The following is a 15,265-nucleotide window of genomic DNA, read 5'->3' as shown; positions in this document are numbered from 1 at the left end:
TTCCCGCTGCACAAACGAATCGGAGCAGGCCACCAATGGAATTGCTCACGCAGGTAAGGCTTACCTAACCTTTCGGCGTCCCAGGATCGCGAACGCGAGCGTGGAGCAGACGATGAGGCCGAGCATCACGCAGGCCATCGGCACGGCCGTGCCCTCGCCCGCCAGGCCGACCAGCGGGGCCGCCAGCGCGCCCAGCGCGAACTGCAGCACGCCGAGCAGCGCCGAGGCGCTGCCGGCGATCTGGGCGGGCTGCCCGGCCAGCGCGAGCGCGCCGGTGCCGGGCAGGACGAGCCCCTGACCCAGCATGATGACGAAGAGGCCCGCCACGATGCCGGCCAGGCCGAGCCCGGTGAGCGCGGCGGTCAGCAACAACCCAGCGCCCACCAGGCCGGTGACCAGCCCGATGACGACCAGGCGGGCGGGCTCCACGCGGCCCGACAGGCGGCCGCCGAGCTGGGCCATCGCGGTCAGGCCGAGCGCGTTGAGCCCGAAGATGAGCGAGTACTGCTGCGGGGTGGCGCCGTACACCTGCTGGAGCACGAACGGCGAGCCGGAGATGTAGCCGAACATCGCCGCGAAGGCCAGCCCCGCGGTGAGCGCGCAGCCCATGAACGCGCGGTCGCGCAGGAGCTGCCAGAAGGTGCGCACGGTGTGCCCCAGCCCGCCGCTCTCGCGCCGGTCGGCGGGCAGCGTCTCGCGCACCCCCGGCAGCACGGCCAGCAGCAGCACGAGCCCGGCGACGCTGAGCGCCACGAACACGCCGCGCCAGGAGGTGAAGGCGAGCAGCTGGGCCCCGGCGATGGGTGCGAGGATCGGCGCCAGGCCGCTGACCAGCATGAGCGTGGCGAAGATGCGGGCGATGGCGGCGCCGTCGTACAGGTCTCGGACGACCGCGCGCACGATGACCAGCGCCGCCCCGCCCAGAATGCCCTGCAGCAGCCGCAGGACGATCAGCACGGGCACCGACGGCGCGAACGCGCACAGCAGCGAGGCCACCATGAACCCCGACACGCCCACGATCAGCGGGACGCGCCGCCCGCGCACGTCGCTGACCGGGCCGGCGACGACCTGGCCGACGGAGACGCCGATCAGGCAGGCGGTGAGGGTGAGCTGGACCTGCGCGGGAGCGCTGAGCATCTCCTCGGTGATGGCGGGCAGGGCGGGCAGGTACATGTCGATGGACAGCGGGCCGATCGCCGACAGCGCGCCCAGGATCACCAGCAGCAGCCCCCGCCTCCCGCCCTTGGTCTCGCCCTTGCTCCCAATGGCGGCGGACGCGGCTTCTGCCACGGACATGCGCGAACCCCTTCCCCTCGCAGGCCGATGACCCACGAGGGCCGAGGGATCAAACCGGGATTCGGTCCTCCTAATTCCCGGTTATCAGATATTTCATGACGTTTCGTTGAGCTGGATGACTCCGAACGCCGCGCCCTGCGGGTCGATGAGCTGCGCGAACCTGCCGGGCGGCGCCTCGGTCACGCCGGTGAGCACGTCGGCGCCCGCGTCGGCGGCGGCGTGCAGGGCCGCGTCGAGGTCGGCGACCGCGAAGTAGGTCAGCCAGAACGACGGCAGCTCCGCCGGGGCCTCGTCGGGCATCGGGATCATCCCCGCGACGGCCGCCTCCCCCGCCACCCACTCGGTGTAGGCCATGCCGCCCAGGTCGGACGTGCGGGACGTCCAGCCGAAGACCGCCGAGTAGAAACGCTCGGCGGCCGGCGCGTCCCGGGTGCACAGCTCGTTCCAGCAGAACGCGCCGGGCTCGTTGACCAGCTCCGCACCCGCGTGGGCGGCCGCCTGCCAGGCGGCGGCGTAGGAGCCGTCGGGGGCCCGCAGGGCGACCATGGTGCCCTCGTCGAAGATCGCCATGGGCTCCGCCACGACGGTGCCGCCGGCGTCCCTGACCCGGCCGGCCAGCGCGGCGGCGTCGTCGGTGGCGACGTAGGTGTTCCAGAGCGAGGTGGAGCCGCCGTCGCGGACGGGGCCGATCCCGGCGACCTTGCTGCCCTCGTGGACGAACATCCCGTAGCCGCCGGCCGCCGGGTCGTCGACCATGTCGGCCCGCCAGCCGAACAGATCCCCGTAGAACCGGACCGAGCCGGGGACGTCGGTGCTGGCCAGGTCCACCCAGCACGGAACTCCTGGGTCGTATCCACTGCGTCGCGACATGTGGAGCTCATCGCCGTCCTTCCCCCGGTTCTCACGTCTTTCCGGGGAACGGTCCGGTCAAGAGCCGTCCATTTCCGGGCAGGGCCGCCCGGCGGGCGTTCGCCGGGCGCGTACCTGGGGGCCGGACCGCCCGGCGCAGTCCCTAAACTCGTGGCCATGGATTCCCCAGCCGTCGAGATCGTCGACCTGGTCAAACGCTACGGCGGCCGGACCGCCCTCGACGGCCTCACCCTGCGGGCCGGCCGCGGCGCGGTCACCGCCGTCCTCGGGCCCAACGGCGCGGGCAAGACGTCCACGGTCGAGATCTGCGAGGGGTTCCGCAAGGCCGACTCCGGCACGGTTCGGGTGCTCGGCCTGTCGCCCACGCTGCCCGAGCTGCGGCCGCGCGTCGGGGTGATGCTCCAGGCGGGCGGGGTGCCGCCGGCGATGCGCTGCGCCGAGTGGCTGCGCCTGGTCGCGCGCTTCTACGCCCGTCCGCACGATCCCGGCGCGCTGCTGACCCGGCTCGGGCTGGCCGAGCACGCGCGCACCCCCTACCGGCGGCTGTCGGGCGGGCAGCAGCAGCGGCTGTCGCTGGCCGCGGCCGTGATCGGCAGGCCGGAGCTGGTGTTCCTCGACGAGCCGACCGCCGGGCTCGACCCGCAGGCCCGGCACGCCTGCTGGGACCTGGTCGGCGAGCTGCGCGGCGCCGGGGTGTCGGTGGTGCTGACCACCCACCACATGGAGGAGGCCGAGCGGCTGGCCGACCACGTCGTGATCATCGACAGGGGGCGCGTCGTGGCCGAGGGCAGCCCGGCCTCGCTGACCGGGGCCGAGCGGCAGCTCAGGTTCAGGGCCAGGCCGGGGCTCACGCTGGAGGAGCTGCTCAACGCGCTCCCGGTGGGCAGCGCGGCCAAGGAGTCGCCGGCCGGCCACTACATCATCGAGGGCCAGGTGGGGCCCGAGCTGCTGGCCACCGTCACGGCCTGGTGCGCGGCGGAGGGCGTCACGGCCGACGACCTGCGCATCGAGCGCCGTACCCTCGAAGACGTCTTCCTCGAACTGACCGGCAGGGAGCTGCGATGACCCCCGTGCTCGACCTCTCGCCCGCGCCGGGCGCCGCGCCGTTCCCGCGCATGGTGCTCGCGCAGGCCGGCTCGGAGGTCCGCACGATGCTGCGCAACGGCGAGCAGCTCCTGCTCACCCTGATCATCCCGGTGCTGCTGCTGGTCGGCTTCTCGCTGGCACCGCTGGTCGACGTCGGGGGCGGCCGGCGGGTCGACTTCCTCGTGCCGGGCGTGCTGGCCCTGGCCGTCATGTCCACGGCCTTCACCGGTCAGGCCATCGGCACCGGCTTCGAGCGCCGCTACGGCGTGCTCAAGCGGCTGGGCGCGACCCCGCTGTCCAGGGCCGGGCTCATGCTGGCGAAGACGGCCGCGGTGGTGGCCGTGGAGGTCATCCAGGCAGCCGTGATCGTGGCAGTGGGGCTGGCGCTGGGCTGGCGGCCCCACGGGTCGTTCCTGGCCGCCGCGGTGCTGGTCGTGCTGGGCACGGCGGCCTTCAGCGGCCTCGGCCTGCTCATGGCGGGCACGCTGCGGGCCGAAGCGACGCTGGCCGCGGCCAACCTGGTCTACCTGGTGCTGCTGGGGGCGGGCGGGGTGATCTTCCCGCTGTCGAAGTTCCCCGAGGGCGCGCGGCCGGTCCTGGAGCTGCTGCCGATCTCGGCGCTGACCGGCGGCCTGCGCGCGGTGCTCGCCCAGGGGGCGGCGCTGCCGCTGGGGCCGGTGCTCGTCCTGGCCGGCTGGGCCGTGCTGACCCTGGCGCTGGTCTCGCGGCTGTTCCGCTGGGAGTGAGGCGGCTGTTCCGCTGGGGGTGAGGCTGTTCCGCCGGGAGTGGGGGGGCGCGCCACCCCGCGTGCGGAGATGTCGTCCGAGGTCAGTACGCTCTGGACGACCGCCCCACCTTCCGCGCGAGGAGTTCCGTGACCGACTTCGCCCTCGACGATCCCTTCGATCGCCGCCCGGCGCTGCCCCGGCCTGGCCGCCTGCTGCGCCAGGCCGCGGACTCGATCCCGCCCTCGTCGCTGGTCCTGCTGTCCATCGTCTCGGTGCAGCTCGGCGCCGCGTTCGCCAAGAACCTGTTCGCCGTCCTGCCGCCGAGCGCCGTGGTGTTCCTGCGCATCGCGGCGGGCGGCCTGATCATGGCCGCGGTGGCCAGGCCGAAGCTGCGGGGGCTGGGGTGGCGCGACTGGGCGGTCGGGGCCGGGTTCGGCCTGACGCTCGCGCTGATGAACCTGTCGTACTACGAGGCCCTGTCGCGGCTGCCGATGGGCGTCGCGGTGGCGATCGAGTTCCTCGGCCCGCTGGGCGTGGCCGTGGCCGCCTCCCGGCGCAGGCTCGACCTGGCCTGGATCGGCCTGGCCGGCCTCGGCGTGGCGCTGCTGGCGCCCTGGGGGCAGCAGGCGTCGGCGGCCTGGTGGCTCGGCATCGGGTTCGCCCTGGTGGCGGGCGCGTGCTGGGCGGCCTACATCCTGCTGTCCGCGGCGGCCGGGCGGCGTTTCCCCGGCACCACCGGGCTGTCGTTCGCGATGATCGTCTCGACCCTGGTGATCGCGCCGGTGGGCGTCACGACCGGCGGCGCCGACCTGTTGCAGCCGTCGCTGCTGCTGATCGGGCTGGGCGTGGGGCTGCTGTCGTCGGTGATCCCGTACTCGCTGGAACTCCACGCGCTGCGGCGCATGCCCAAGCACGTGTTCGGCATTCTGATGAGCCTGGAGCCGGCCGTGGCGGCGCTGGCGGGCGTGCTGGTGCTGGGCGAGGTCCTGCACGCGCAGCAGTGGGCGGCGATCGTGTGCGTCGTGGCCGCCAGCCTCGGCTCGACCAGGATGACCGGGCGCTGATGACCGGGCGTCAGGGAGTACCGAGGAGGTGCCGCCGCGCGCCCGCGGGGATGGGGATCTCTCGGGCGCGCGGCGGAGGGCTCGGCTTGAGGTGGGCGGGTCGCCGAGCCCGGTGAAGGTCAACGGATGCGGGCATCCGCGTGACCGGGCTTGTACGGCTCTCAGGAAGATCAGTTCGTGAAAGCTTTCACCAACACATTACCCCAAAACGGACAAACCCTCTCAATTCGGACGGTAAAGAAACGCGGCAGGCGTCAGTGCTCGGCCCAGATCCCCCGGACGTGGCCGATGTGCTCGCCCATCAGGTTGCCGACCGCCTTGCCGTCACCGCTCTTGAGCGCGTCGAGCATGGCCAGGTGCTCCCTGGCGGAGTCGGTCAGCGAGCCGCGCTCGGCCAGCTGCGACAGACCGTAGAGCCGGGCCCGGTTGCGCAGGTCGCGCACCACCTCCACCAGGTGGACGTTGCCCGCCAGGGCCAGCAGCTCCAGGTGGAAGCGCAGGTCGGCGTCGATGTAGGCGAGCAGGTCGGCCCGGTCGGCGGCCGAGACGATCTCCTCGGCGATCGGGCGCAGCCGTTCGAACTCCTCGGCGCGGGCGCTGTCGGCCAGCCGCGAGACGGTGGGCACCTCGATCAGCTCACGGATCTGGGTCAGCTCGTCGAGGTCGCGGTCGGACAGCTCGGTCACCCGGAAGCCCTTGTTGCGCACGGCCTCGACCAGGCCCTCCTTGGCCAGGTCGAGCATGGCCTCGCGGACCGGCGTGGCCGAGACGCCGAACTGCGCGGCGAGCACGGGCGCGGAGTAGACCACCCCTGGCCGCATCTCACCGGTGATCAGCGCGGCCCGCAGCGCGTGCGCGACCTGCTCGCGCAGACTCTGCCGCTCCCCCACCATTGGCAGGTCGAGCCGGTCCTCGGCAGCCATCCGCCTTCCCTCCTACTTCCACGCCTCGTACGCGGCCGCGGCGACCACCAGGTCCTGCCACGCCATGCCCGTGCTCTTGAACACCCGCGGGCCGGGACCGGCCACCACCCTCCCGGCGATCAGCTCGGCGAGGTTCCCGGCGAGATGACCAGAGGTGATCGTACCGTGGCGGATCGGGATGATCACGTCGCCGGCTTCCTCGAGGGCGGCCGATCTGGCCTCGACGACCACGGTGGCGCGGGCGACGAGGTCGCCGTCGAGCTCGCGGACGCCGGGCTCGTGCGACCCGACCGCGACCACGGTGACGCCGTCCCGGGCGAGCTTACCGGGGAACAGCGGCTGCGCGGCCGTGGTGCAGCAGGCGACGAGGTCGGCGGCCCGGATCGCGTCCGCCACCGCGCCGGGCACCGCCGCGGCTTCGGCGGTGGAGGCTTCGGCGGTGGGAGCTCCGGCGGTCAGGGGTTCGGCGGTCAGGTCCAGGGCGCGGCATTGGGCGGCCAGGGCGGCAGCGCGGGCGGGGTCGCGGCCCACGACCGTGACGTGCTCGACGGGCCGCACCTCGCGCAGGGCCAGGACGTGCCCGTACGCCTGCGGCCCGCTGCCGAACACCACCAGGCGGCGCGCGTCCGGCTCGGCCAGGTGGGCGACGGCCAGGGCGGAGACGGCGGGCGTGCGCAGGGACGTGAGCGCGATGCCGTCCAGGGCGGCGAGCGGGGCCAGGGTCGGGCCGTCCAGCAGCAGGTACGTCCCCTGGATGCGGGGCAGCCCGCGCCCGGGGTTGTCGGGCGTGACGGTGACGGCCTTGACCCCGGCGTAGCGGCCGGCGGCGGCGGGCATGAGCAGGAGCTGCCCGGCCGGCAGGTCCACGGCCGGCCGCCGGGGCGTCAACTCGGGGTCGAGCCCGTCGCGCAGGGCCTGTTCGAGGACGGCCACCGCGCGGCCGACCGGCACCAGCCGCTCCAGCACGGGCCCGTCGATGTAGGGAAGAGCGCTCATCGCAGCGTGAACCCCGTTCCGATCGGGTCGTCGGGATCGAGCTCGAAGACGTGCCGGCCGGTGCGGTAGGCCATGCCCTCGATCTCCGGCACGATCCCCTCGGCCGTCACCCCGGCCACCCGCGCCCGGAAGACGGACCCGACGACGCTCTCGTGCACCAGGGTGCCGCGCAGGCCGGCGTCGTGCAGCAGCGCCATCCTGGCGGCGGTGCCCGACCCGCACGGCGACCGGTCCACCTCGCCGTCGGCGAAGACGGTGACGTTGCGCTGCCGGACGTTCAGCCCGTCACCCGACAGCTCGCCGTCCGGTACGGCGTCGGCCGGTAGGTCGTCGTAGAAGATGACGCCGTAGACGCCGGACAGGCGGTCGTCGCGTGGGTGGCGGGTGGCGGGGTGGCCGGCCAGGGCGGCCTTGATGCGGCGGGCGTGCCCGACGAGGGCGGTCAGGTGGCGGGGCTCGACGGACAGCCCCAACTCCCCCGCCGAAATCGACGCATAAATCGCCCCGCCGTACGAAATATCAACCTTCGTTCCAGCGACGGCCACGTCCCGCGCGATCACGTACGACGGGACGCTCACGAACGTCACTCCCGCCACCCGCCCGCCCGAGCACCGCACCCGCGCCCTGACCCGCCCCGACGGCACGTCCACCACCACGTCGGTCTCCCCGTCGGGGTCGGCCTCGACCAGCCCCTCCTGCACCGCGTAGGCCCCCAGGGCGATCGTGCCGTGCCCGCAGGCGGTGGAGAAGCCGTCCTTGTGCCAGAACAGCGCGCCCAGATGCGCCCCGGCGTCGTCGGGCGGGACGAGGAAGCAGCCGTACATGTCGGCGTGCCCGCGCGGCTCGTGGCACAGCAGCCGCCTGACGTGGTCGGCGTGGGCGGGCGCGTTCTCCCGCCGGGTGAGCACGTCCGCTCCGGGGATGCCGGGGACGCCTCCGGTCACGATCCGGAACGGCTCGCCGCCCGTGTGGTAGTCGACAGTTGTGATCACAGTTCGAAGCCCCTCCGGACCGGGTCGGGAAAGCCGCCAGGAGTAACATGTCACATTGTCACGTTCCGGAGAAGCCCCTGACGGGACCGTCCCACCTGGCCCGTACCATCGTTGACGTGAAGGAATCCACCGGCCACCCAAATGTCCTGGCCCGCGCGCTGCGCTCGTTCTGGGCGCCGACCGCGCGCTCGATGCGCGGCTGGGCGCTGGCCTCCGTGGTGGCCAACGCGGGCATCGCGGTGACCGGCGCGGGCGTGCGGGTGACCGGTTCCGGCCTCGGCTGCCCGACCTGGCCGAGGTGCACGCCCGACAGCTTCGTGCCCGTCGCCCATCCCGAGATGTCGATGCTCACGATGCTCATCGAGTTCGGCAACCGGCTGCTGACGTTCCTGGTGCTGGCGGTGGGCGCGGCGTGCGTCGTCGCGGCGCTGCGCCTGGTCCCGCGCAGGCGGGCGCTGGTGCGCCTGGCGCTGCTGCAGCCGGCGGGCGTGCTGGCCCAGGCTCTGTGGGGCGGGCTGGTGGTCAGGACCGCGCTCAGCCCGTTCACGGTCGGCATGCACTTCCTGATCTCCATGGCGCTGATCGCCGCCTGCTGGATGCTCTACGCGCGCGCCGGCGAGGGCGACGGCCCGGTCGCCGGGGTGGCCCACCGCGACGTCCGGCGGCTCGGCCACGCGCTGCTCGCCGCCACGGCGGTGCTCCTGGTGGCGGGCGTGGTGGTCAGCGGCACGGGCCCGCACTCGGGCGACGTCATCGCCTCCCGGTTCGGCTTCGACATCGAGACCGTGGCCCGGCTGCACGCCGACATCGTCTATGTCGTCGTCGGCCTGACGTTCGCGCTGCTGTTCGCGCTGCGCGTGACCGGCGCGCCCCGGGCCGCCAGGCGGGCCGCGCTCGGGCTGTTCGTCGTGGAGCTGGGCCAGGGCATGATCGGCTACACCCAGTACTTCCTGGCCGTGCCGGCCGCGCTGGTGCTGCTGCACGTGCTCGGCGCCTCGCTGGTGTGGATCGCCGCGCTGCGGGTGGTCACCTCGCTGCGCGCCAGAGGCCCGCTGGAGGTCCCGGCCGCCGCCGCTCACACGGAAGCGCCCGCTCCGGTCTGACCGTTGTGCGATGGTATGGGGTGTGCTGCGACTCCCTAGGCTCTCGCGCAGGCTGCTGCGCCGTACGTACCAGGGGCTGGTGCTGGTCAGCGTGCTCGCGCTGGCGCCCATGACCTGGGCCTGGCTCGACAGCTCGCCGCACCGCGTGGTGGCCGACAGCGGCGGCTGGCTGGGCCGGGTGCCGCCCGCGCAGGCCGCGCTGGTGCTCGGCGCCGGGCTGTGGCGCACCCAGCCCACGCCGATGCTGGCCCGCCGGCTCGACGTGGCCGCCGAGCTCTACCGGGCGGGCAAGGTGCGGGCGCTGCTGCTGTCGGGCGACAACAGCCGCAAGGAGTACGACGAGCCCACCGCCATGCGCGACTACCTGCTGCGCAGGGGCGTACCGGCCGACGTGATCGTGCTCGACTACGCCGGGTTCGACACCTGGGACTCGTGCGTACGGGCCCGCCGGGTGTTCGGCGCCGAACGGGTCACCGTCGTCACCCAGGTCTTCCACCTGCCGAGGGCCGTCGCGCTGTGCCGGACGGCCGGGCTGGAGACGTTCGGCGTGGGCGACGACTCCACCCGCCAGTGGGCGGCCACCACGTACGTCTACGCCACCCGGGAGCTGCTGGCCACCGGCAAGGCCGTGGTGGACGCGCTGCTGCTGCACTCCGACCCGGTCTTCCCCGGGCCGCGCGAGGTCTCGCTGACCCAGATCCTGGCTCAGCGGGGCGCGCCGGGCGCGTAGCCGGGCGGCGGGGTGCCCCTGGCCATCCGGCGGGCGTGCACCGGCGGCACCGGGAAGTCGGCGCGGGCGGTGCTCATGCACTCCAGCAGGGCCCGCTGCTCCTCGTGGAAGGCCTGCTCGTCGACGATGTGGCGGGCCGCCCGCTCGTGCAGCAGGCCGAGCTCGGTGGCGGCGAGCTGGTAGTCGCGCATGGCGCGCACCCCGCGCTTGCCGCCGTAGGCCCTGGCCCACTGCCTGGCCTGGCGGCGCCTGGCGAACGTGGACAACATGTAGATGTCGGCCGGCCCGACCAGCCTGGTCGGCTCGTATGGCGGCAGGTAGGTCTGGATGAGCGCGACGATGCGCCGCCGGTCCCTGAACACCACGCCGATCAGCACGACGAGCACCACCAGCAGCGCCAGGTAGGCCACCACGAGCCCGGGGAAGCCGCCGTAGGAGGCCAGGCCGTTCCACAGGCCGTGCAGGATCATCGCCCCCGACCAGCCGGCCAGCACCAGGAACACCCGCTCGGGCCCCTGGCGCTGGGCCGCGTAGGCGACGGCCACCCCGATCATCGAGCTGAACAGCGGATGGGCGAACGGCGACAGGATGCCGCGCAGCACCACGGTGACCGCCAGGCTGCTGACGCCGTTGCCGTTGAGCGCCGACAGGTAGTAGCTGACGTTCTCGCTCATGGCGAAGCCGAGGCCGACCATGCTGGCGTAGATGATGCCGTCGGTGGGGCCGTCGAGCTCGGCCCGGCGGAACTTCAGCAGGCCGAGCAGCACCAGGCCCTTCATCGTCTCCTCGACCACCGGCGCGCCGAAGGTGGCCGCCAGGTTGCGGGCGCTGGTCGGCGAGAGCTTGGCGGTGTCGATGAAGTAGTGGAGGTTGAGCGAGTTGATCGCGCCGGCGACCAGCACGGCGATGCCCGCGCCCCAGGCGAAGGCGAAGATCAGGTTGCTGCGCGGCTCCGGCTCCATGCGGTCGAGCGCCAGCACGGCGGCCAGCAGCAGCGGCACCGGAGCCAGGGCGAGCCCGAGCGCGATGAAGAACTGCACCGGCTCACCGTTGATCACGTCGAAGGAGAACGAGACCAGGGCGCAGATGCCGGTGAGGACCAGCCCGGTGATCAACGCGAACGACGGGCGGTCCTTCAACACCCAGCGTGGATCACGGGTCGCCATACCGTGACTTTAACGGATCGAAGGGCCGGGGTCCGTGCCGACCGCCCGCGCGGGACAGCCACTCCTCACCGTCCGGACACGCGCGTCGCGGGCCTCGCGCACGGCGGTCAGGACGGTCACGGCGCTCAGGCCAGCAGCGGGTCGATCGCGACGGCGAGGAAGAGCAGCGCGAGGTAGGCGTTGGACCAGTGGAAGAAGCGCATCGGGCGCAGGTCGACGCCGCTCTTGCCGGCGTTGAGCCGGGCCAGCAGGCGGTGGACCTCCCACAGGCAGACCACGCCGAGCACGACCGCGACGACCGGGTAGAACAGCGTGGTGCCGGCCACCGGCCACAGGGCCAGCGAGCACAGCACGGTCGCCCAGGTGTAGGCCACGGACTCCAGGATCACCCGCCGCTCGGTGGCCACCACCGGCAGCATCGGCACCTTGGCCGCCGCGTAGTCCTCCTTGTAACGCATGGCGAGGGTCCAGGTGTGGGGCGGCGTCCAGAAGAACACCACGCCGAACAGCACCAGGGGCGCCCAGTCGAGCCGCTCGGTGATGCCCGCCCAGCCGATCATGACCGGCATGCAGCCCGCGATGCCGCCCCAGACGATGTTCTGGGCCGTGCGGCGCTTGAGCACCATCGAGTAGACGATGACGTAGAACAGGATCGCGCCGGTGGACAGCACCGCGGCCAGCCAATTGGTGGTGAGCCACAGGCCAACAGTGGACAAAATCCCCAGGACGATGCCGAAGATCAGCGCGCCGCGCGGCGACACCTGGTGCCTGGCCAGCGGCCGGCGGCGGGTGCGCCGCATCTTCTGGTCGATGTCGCGGTCGACGTAGCAGTTGAGCGCGTTGGCGCTGCCCGCCGACAGGGTGCCGAAGACCATGACGGCGATCGACTTCCACAGCGGCGGCAGGCCGCCGGCCGCCAGGAACATCACCGGCAGGGTCGTGATCAGCAGCAGCTCGATGATCCGCGGCTTGGTGAGCGCGACGTAGGCCTTCACGACCATGCCGAACGTGCGCGGCGCCCCGGGCTCGGTCGAGGGGGTCGTGGCCTGCCTGTTGGTCAGCACCGTCAAGGCGCTTCCAGCCTGTGCGGAGTCAACGCGTAACCTCTGATTAGAGCGGATCGATGAGTGGCGCCGTGGCGCCTCTGCGAACAAACAAACTGTAGTCGCAGGGGCGGACGGTCCGGCCAATGGGGGGCTTGCGCCATTCATGGACACGCGAGGGTGGAATGGGAATCGATCGCCAGCTCCACTCGGTTAGGGTCCCGTGTGGGCGGGATAGCCAACAGGTACTGCCAAATGACAACTAGATTCCGGAGATCGAGCACTTGAGCACCGAACTCGTGCCAGCCCTTGAATGGACCGACCTCGACAAGAAGGCCGTCGACGTCGTCCGGGCCCTGGCGATGGACGCAGTGGAGAAGGCGGGCTCGGGTCACCCCGGCACCGCCATGAGCCTGGCCCCCGCCGCATACCTGCTGTTCCAGCGCGTGATGCGCCACGATCCCAGCGACCCCAACTGGGCGGGCCGCGACCGGTTCGTGCTGTCGTGCGGCCACACCAGCCTGACGCTCTACATCCAGCTCTACCTGTCGGGCTACGGCCTGACGCTCGACGACCTGCGGCGGCTGCGCCAGTGGGACAGCCTGACCCCGGGTCACCCCGAGCACGGCCACACCGCCGGCGTGGAGACCACCACCGGCCCGCTCGGCCAGGGCCTGGGCAACGCGGTCGGCATGGCGATGGCGGCCCGCCGCGAGCGCGGCCTGTTCGACCCCGACGCCGAGCGCGGCTCCTCGCCGTTCGACCACCACATCTGGTGCTTCGTCAGCGACGGCGACATCGAGGAGGGCATCAGCCACGAGGCCAGCGCCCTGGCCGGCCACCAGAAGCTCGGCAACCTCGTCGTCCTGTACGACGACAACCACATCTCCATCGAGGACGACACCCTCATCGCCAAGTCCGAGGACGTCGTCAAGCGCTACGAGGCGTACGGCTGGCACACCGAGAGCGTCGACTGGACCGCCGGCGGCGAGTACGAAGAGGACGTCCAGGCGCTGTACGAGGCGCTGGAAGCGGCCAAGGCCGAGACCGACCGGCCCTCCTTCATCCGGCTGCGCACGATCATCGGCTGGCCGGCGCCGAACAAGAAGAACACCGGCAAGATCCATGGCGCGGCCCTGGGCGAGGCGGAGATCGCCGCGACCAAGGAGATCCTGGGCATGGACCCGGCCAAGAGCTTCGACGTGCCGGCCGAGGTGCTGCAGCACGCCCGCGAGGTGGTCGCCCGCGGCCGTACCGAGCGTGCCGAGTGGGACAAGGGATATGCCGAATGGCGCCTGGCCAACCCCGAGCGGGCCAAGGAGTTCGACCGCATCTCCCACCGCGAGCTGCCCGCCGGCTGGGCCACGGCCCTGCCCGAGTTCGAGACCGGCTCCTCGATGGCCACCCGCAAGGCCAGCGGCGAGGTGCTGGGCGCGCTGGCGCCGGTGCTGCCCGAGCTGTGGGGCGGCTCGGCCGACCTGGCCGAGTCGAACCTGACCACGATGAAGGGCGAGCCGTCCTTCATCCCCGAGGAGTACCAGACCAAGGACTTCCCCGGTAACCGCTACGGCCGCACGCTGCACTTCGGCATCCGCGAGCACGCCATGGGCGCGATTCTCAACGGCATCGCCCTGCACGGCGGCACCCGCCCCTACGGCGGCACGTTCCTGGTCTTCTCCGACTACATGCGCCCCTCGGTGCGCCTGGCGGCGCTGATGAAGCTGCCGGTCACCTACGTCTGGACGCACGACTCCATCGGCCTGGGCGAGGACGGCCCCACCCACCAGCCGATCGAGCACCTGTGGGCGCTGCGCGCCATCCCCGGCCTCGACGTCGTCCGCCCGGCCGACGCCAACGAGACCGCGCATGCGTGGAAGACGATCCTGGAGCACACCGACCGTCCCGCCGCCCTGGCGCTGACCAGGCAGAACGTGCCGGTCTACGAGGGCACGAGCGCCGACGGCGTGGCCCGCGGCGGCTACGTGCTGCGCGAGGCGTCCGACGGCCAGCCGCACGTGATCATCATCGCCACCGGCAGCGAGGTCGAGGTGGCCGTGCAGGGCCGCGAGCTGCTGGAGGCGCAGGGCATCCCGGCACGAGTGGTGTCGATGCCGTGTGTCGAGTGGTTCAACGGGCAGGACTCCGCGTACCGGCAGACCGTCCTGCCGAGCTCGATCAGGGCTCGGGTCGCGGTCGAGGCCGGCGTCGCGCTCGGCTGGCACCAGTTCGTCGGCGAGTGCGGCGAAGTGGTCAGCCTGGAGCACTTCGGCGCCTCGGCGCCGTACAAGACGCTGTACGAGCAGTTCGGGCTCACGGCCGAGCGCGTGGCGGCCGCGGCCAAGGCGAGCCTCGCCAAGCTGGGTCAGGACAAGGGCGAGACGACGGGAAACTGAGAAGAAGATGAGCGAGAACCTCAACAAGCTGTCCGGCCAGGGCGTTTCCATCTGGCTCGACGACATCAGCCGCGAACGGCTGCGCACGGGCAACCTCGACCAGCTGATCCGCGAGAAGAACGTCGTCGGGGTCACCTCCAACCCGACGATCTTCGCCGGCGCGCTCAGCAAGGGCGACGCCTACAACGCCCAGCTCCACGACCTGGCCGTCCGCGGCGTCACCGTGGAGGAGGCCGTCCGCGCCATCACCACGTACGACATCCGCTGGGCCGCCGACGTGCTGCGCCCGGTCTACGACGCCACCGGCGGCGTGGACGGCCGCGTCTCGCTGGAGGTCGACCCGCGGCTGGCCCGCGAGAGCGAGAAGACCGTGGCCGAGGCCAGGGCGCTGTGGTGGATGGTCGACCGGCCCAACCTGTTCATCAAGATCCCGGCCACCCTTGAGGGCCTGCCCGCGATCACGCAGGCGCTGTCGGAGGGCATCAGCGTCAACGTCACGCTGATCTTCTCCCTGGAGCGCTACCGCGCGGTCATGGACGCCTGGCTGGCCGGCCTGGAGGCCGCGCAGGCCAAGGGCCTGGACCTGGCCACGATCGAGTCGGTGGCCTCGTTCTTCGTCAGCCGCGTCGACACCGAGATCGACAAGCGGCTGGACAAGCTCGGCAAGCCGGAGCTGAAGGGCAAGGCCGGCATCGCCAACGCGCGCCTGGCCTACGCCGCCTACGAGGAGGTCGTCAGCTCCGAGCGCTGGCAGCGCCTGCGCGCCGCGGGCGCCCGTCCGCAGCGCCCGCTGTGGGCCTCGACCGGGGTGAAGAACCCCGACTACTCCGACACCATGTACGTCGACCAGCTCGTCGCCCCCGGCACCGTCAACA

The 15,265-nt window shown here is 72.4% G+C and carries 14 protein-coding genes; 7 read left to right on the top strand and 7 right to left on the bottom strand.

What is annotated here, in order from left to right; all coding sequences use genetic code 11:
- Positions 1–60 precede the first annotated feature (60 nt).
- Both ACWCSD_RS14745 and ACWCSD_RS14740 read right to left on the bottom strand, forming a co-directional pair.
- Positions 61–1,296 carry a multidrug effflux MFS transporter gene (locus tag ACWCSD_RS14745; RefSeq protein WP_387679998.1) on the bottom strand — a complete coding sequence of 412 codons (1,236 nt, stop codon included), beginning with the start codon at positions 1,294–1,296 and terminating at the stop codon, positions 61–63.
- A 93-nt stretch (positions 1,297–1,389) separates the two neighbouring features.
- Complete coding sequence (locus ACWCSD_RS14740) at positions 1,390–2,166, bottom strand: VOC family protein (protein ID WP_387679996.1); 777 nt, start codon at positions 2,164–2,166, stop codon at positions 1,390–1,392.
- Positions 2,167–2,322: 156 nt separating this feature from the next.
- On the opposite strand from ACWCSD_RS14740, the gene ACWCSD_RS14735 reads away from it, so the two are divergent.
- From ACWCSD_RS14735 to ACWCSD_RS14725, 3 genes are all read left to right on the top strand, one after another.
- Positions 2,323–3,231 (top strand): ABC transporter ATP-binding protein, encoded by a 909-nt coding sequence (locus ACWCSD_RS14735; RefSeq protein ID WP_358300138.1) that lies wholly within the window; start codon positions 2,323–2,325, stop codon positions 3,229–3,231.
- Positions 3,228–3,998, top strand: coding sequence for an ABC transporter permease (locus tag ACWCSD_RS14730; protein WP_358300141.1), 771 nt, complete (start codon positions 3,228–3,230; stop codon positions 3,996–3,998). Before ACWCSD_RS14735 ends, ACWCSD_RS14730 begins: the two co-directional genes overlap by 4 nt.
- A 128-nt stretch (positions 3,999–4,126) precedes the next feature.
- Positions 4,127–5,044 (top strand): EamA family transporter, encoded by a 918-nt coding sequence (locus ACWCSD_RS14725; RefSeq protein WP_397158907.1) that lies wholly within the window; start codon positions 4,127–4,129, stop codon positions 5,042–5,044.
- Between the two features lie 254 nt (positions 5,045–5,298).
- On the opposite strand, the gene ACWCSD_RS14720 is transcribed toward ACWCSD_RS14725, so the two are convergent.
- The 3 genes from ACWCSD_RS14720 to ACWCSD_RS14710 are packed head-to-tail and all read right to left on the bottom strand — an operon-like array spanning position 5,299 to position 7,955.
- Entirely contained in the window at positions 5,299–5,967 is a 669-nt protein-coding gene (locus tag ACWCSD_RS14720) for a GntR family transcriptional regulator (RefSeq protein ID WP_449915258.1), read from the bottom strand.
- Positions 5,968–5,979: 12 nt separating this feature from the next.
- Positions 5,980–6,963 (bottom strand): ornithine cyclodeaminase family protein, encoded by a 984-nt coding sequence (locus tag ACWCSD_RS14715; RefSeq protein WP_449915256.1) that lies wholly within the window; start codon positions 6,961–6,963, stop codon positions 5,980–5,982.
- Complete coding sequence (locus ACWCSD_RS14710) at positions 6,960–7,955, bottom strand: proline racemase family protein (protein ID WP_449915254.1); 996 nt, start codon at positions 7,953–7,955, stop codon at positions 6,960–6,962. The genes ACWCSD_RS14715 and ACWCSD_RS14710 overlap by 4 nt, the downstream gene beginning before the upstream one ends.
- A gap of 116 nt (positions 7,956–8,071) precedes the next feature.
- Between ACWCSD_RS14710 and ACWCSD_RS14705 the strand changes: the two genes are divergently transcribed.
- Positions 8,072–9,058, top strand: coding sequence for a COX15/CtaA family protein (locus tag ACWCSD_RS14705; RefSeq protein ID WP_449915251.1), 987 nt, complete (start codon positions 8,072–8,074; stop codon positions 9,056–9,058).
- Positions 9,059–9,080: 22 nt separating this feature from the next.
- The gene (locus ACWCSD_RS14700) at positions 9,081–9,788 is read left to right on the top strand and encodes a vancomycin high temperature exclusion protein (protein ID WP_397158915.1); all 708 of its coding nucleotides are present in this window, start codon (positions 9,081–9,083) and stop codon (positions 9,786–9,788) included.
- On the opposite strand, the gene ACWCSD_RS14695 is transcribed toward ACWCSD_RS14700, so the two are convergent.
- Both ACWCSD_RS14695 and ACWCSD_RS14690 read right to left on the bottom strand, forming a co-directional pair.
- Complete coding sequence (locus ACWCSD_RS14695; RefSeq protein ID WP_352364398.1) at positions 9,764–10,954, bottom strand: PrsW family intramembrane metalloprotease; 1,191 nt, start codon at positions 10,952–10,954, stop codon at positions 9,764–9,766. The genes ACWCSD_RS14700 and ACWCSD_RS14695 overlap by 25 nt on opposite strands.
- A gap of 125 nt (positions 10,955–11,079) precedes the next feature.
- Positions 11,080–12,018 (bottom strand): heme o synthase, encoded by a 939-nt coding sequence (locus ACWCSD_RS14690; protein ID WP_387680354.1) that lies wholly within the window; start codon positions 12,016–12,018, stop codon positions 11,080–11,082.
- Between the two features lie 341 nt (positions 12,019–12,359).
- Here ACWCSD_RS14690 and tkt point away from each other — a divergent pair, with 341 nt between their 5' ends.
- Entirely contained in the window at positions 12,360–14,390 is a 2,031-nt protein-coding gene (gene tkt / locus ACWCSD_RS14685) for a transketolase (RefSeq protein WP_387680351.1), read from the top strand.
- A gap of 7 nt (positions 14,391–14,397) precedes the next feature.
- A partial coding sequence (gene tal, locus ACWCSD_RS14680) for a transaldolase (RefSeq protein WP_449915248.1) occupies positions 14,398–15,265 on the top strand: 868 nt, incomplete at its 3' end.

This window comes from Nonomuraea sp. NPDC001684 (genome assembly GCF_053596515.1).
The sequence above is the reverse complement of the archived record's forward strand: the minus strand, read 5'-3'. Positions and strand labels throughout refer to the sequence as shown.

Coding starts and splice junctions, on each gene's coding strand:
- ACWCSD_RS14695 (WP_352364398.1), bottom strand. CDS start 10,954: ATGGCGACCCGTGATCCACGCTGGGTGTTGAAGGACCGCCCGTCGTTC.
- ACWCSD_RS14745 (WP_387679998.1), bottom strand. CDS start 1,296: ATGTCCGTGGCAGAAGCCGCGTCCGCCGCCATTGGGAGCAAGGGCGAG.
- ACWCSD_RS14740 (WP_387679996.1), bottom strand. CDS start 2,166: ATGTCGCGACGCAGTGGATACGACCCAGGAGTTCCGTGCTGGGTGGAC.
- ACWCSD_RS14735 (WP_358300138.1), top strand. CDS start 2,323: ATGGATTCCCCAGCCGTCGAGATCGTCGACCTGGTCAAACGCTACGGC.
- ACWCSD_RS14715 (WP_449915256.1), bottom strand. CDS start 6,963: ATGAGCGCTCTTCCCTACATCGACGGGCCCGTGCTGGAGCGGCTGGTG.
- tkt (WP_387680351.1), top strand. CDS start 12,360: ATGGACGCAGTGGAGAAGGCGGGCTCGGGTCACCCCGGCACCGCCATG.
- ACWCSD_RS14720 (WP_449915258.1), bottom strand. CDS start 5,967: ATGGCTGCCGAGGACCGGCTCGACCTGCCAATGGTGGGGGAGCGGCAG.
- ACWCSD_RS14730 (WP_358300141.1), top strand. CDS start 3,228: ATGACCCCCGTGCTCGACCTCTCGCCCGCGCCGGGCGCCGCGCCGTTC.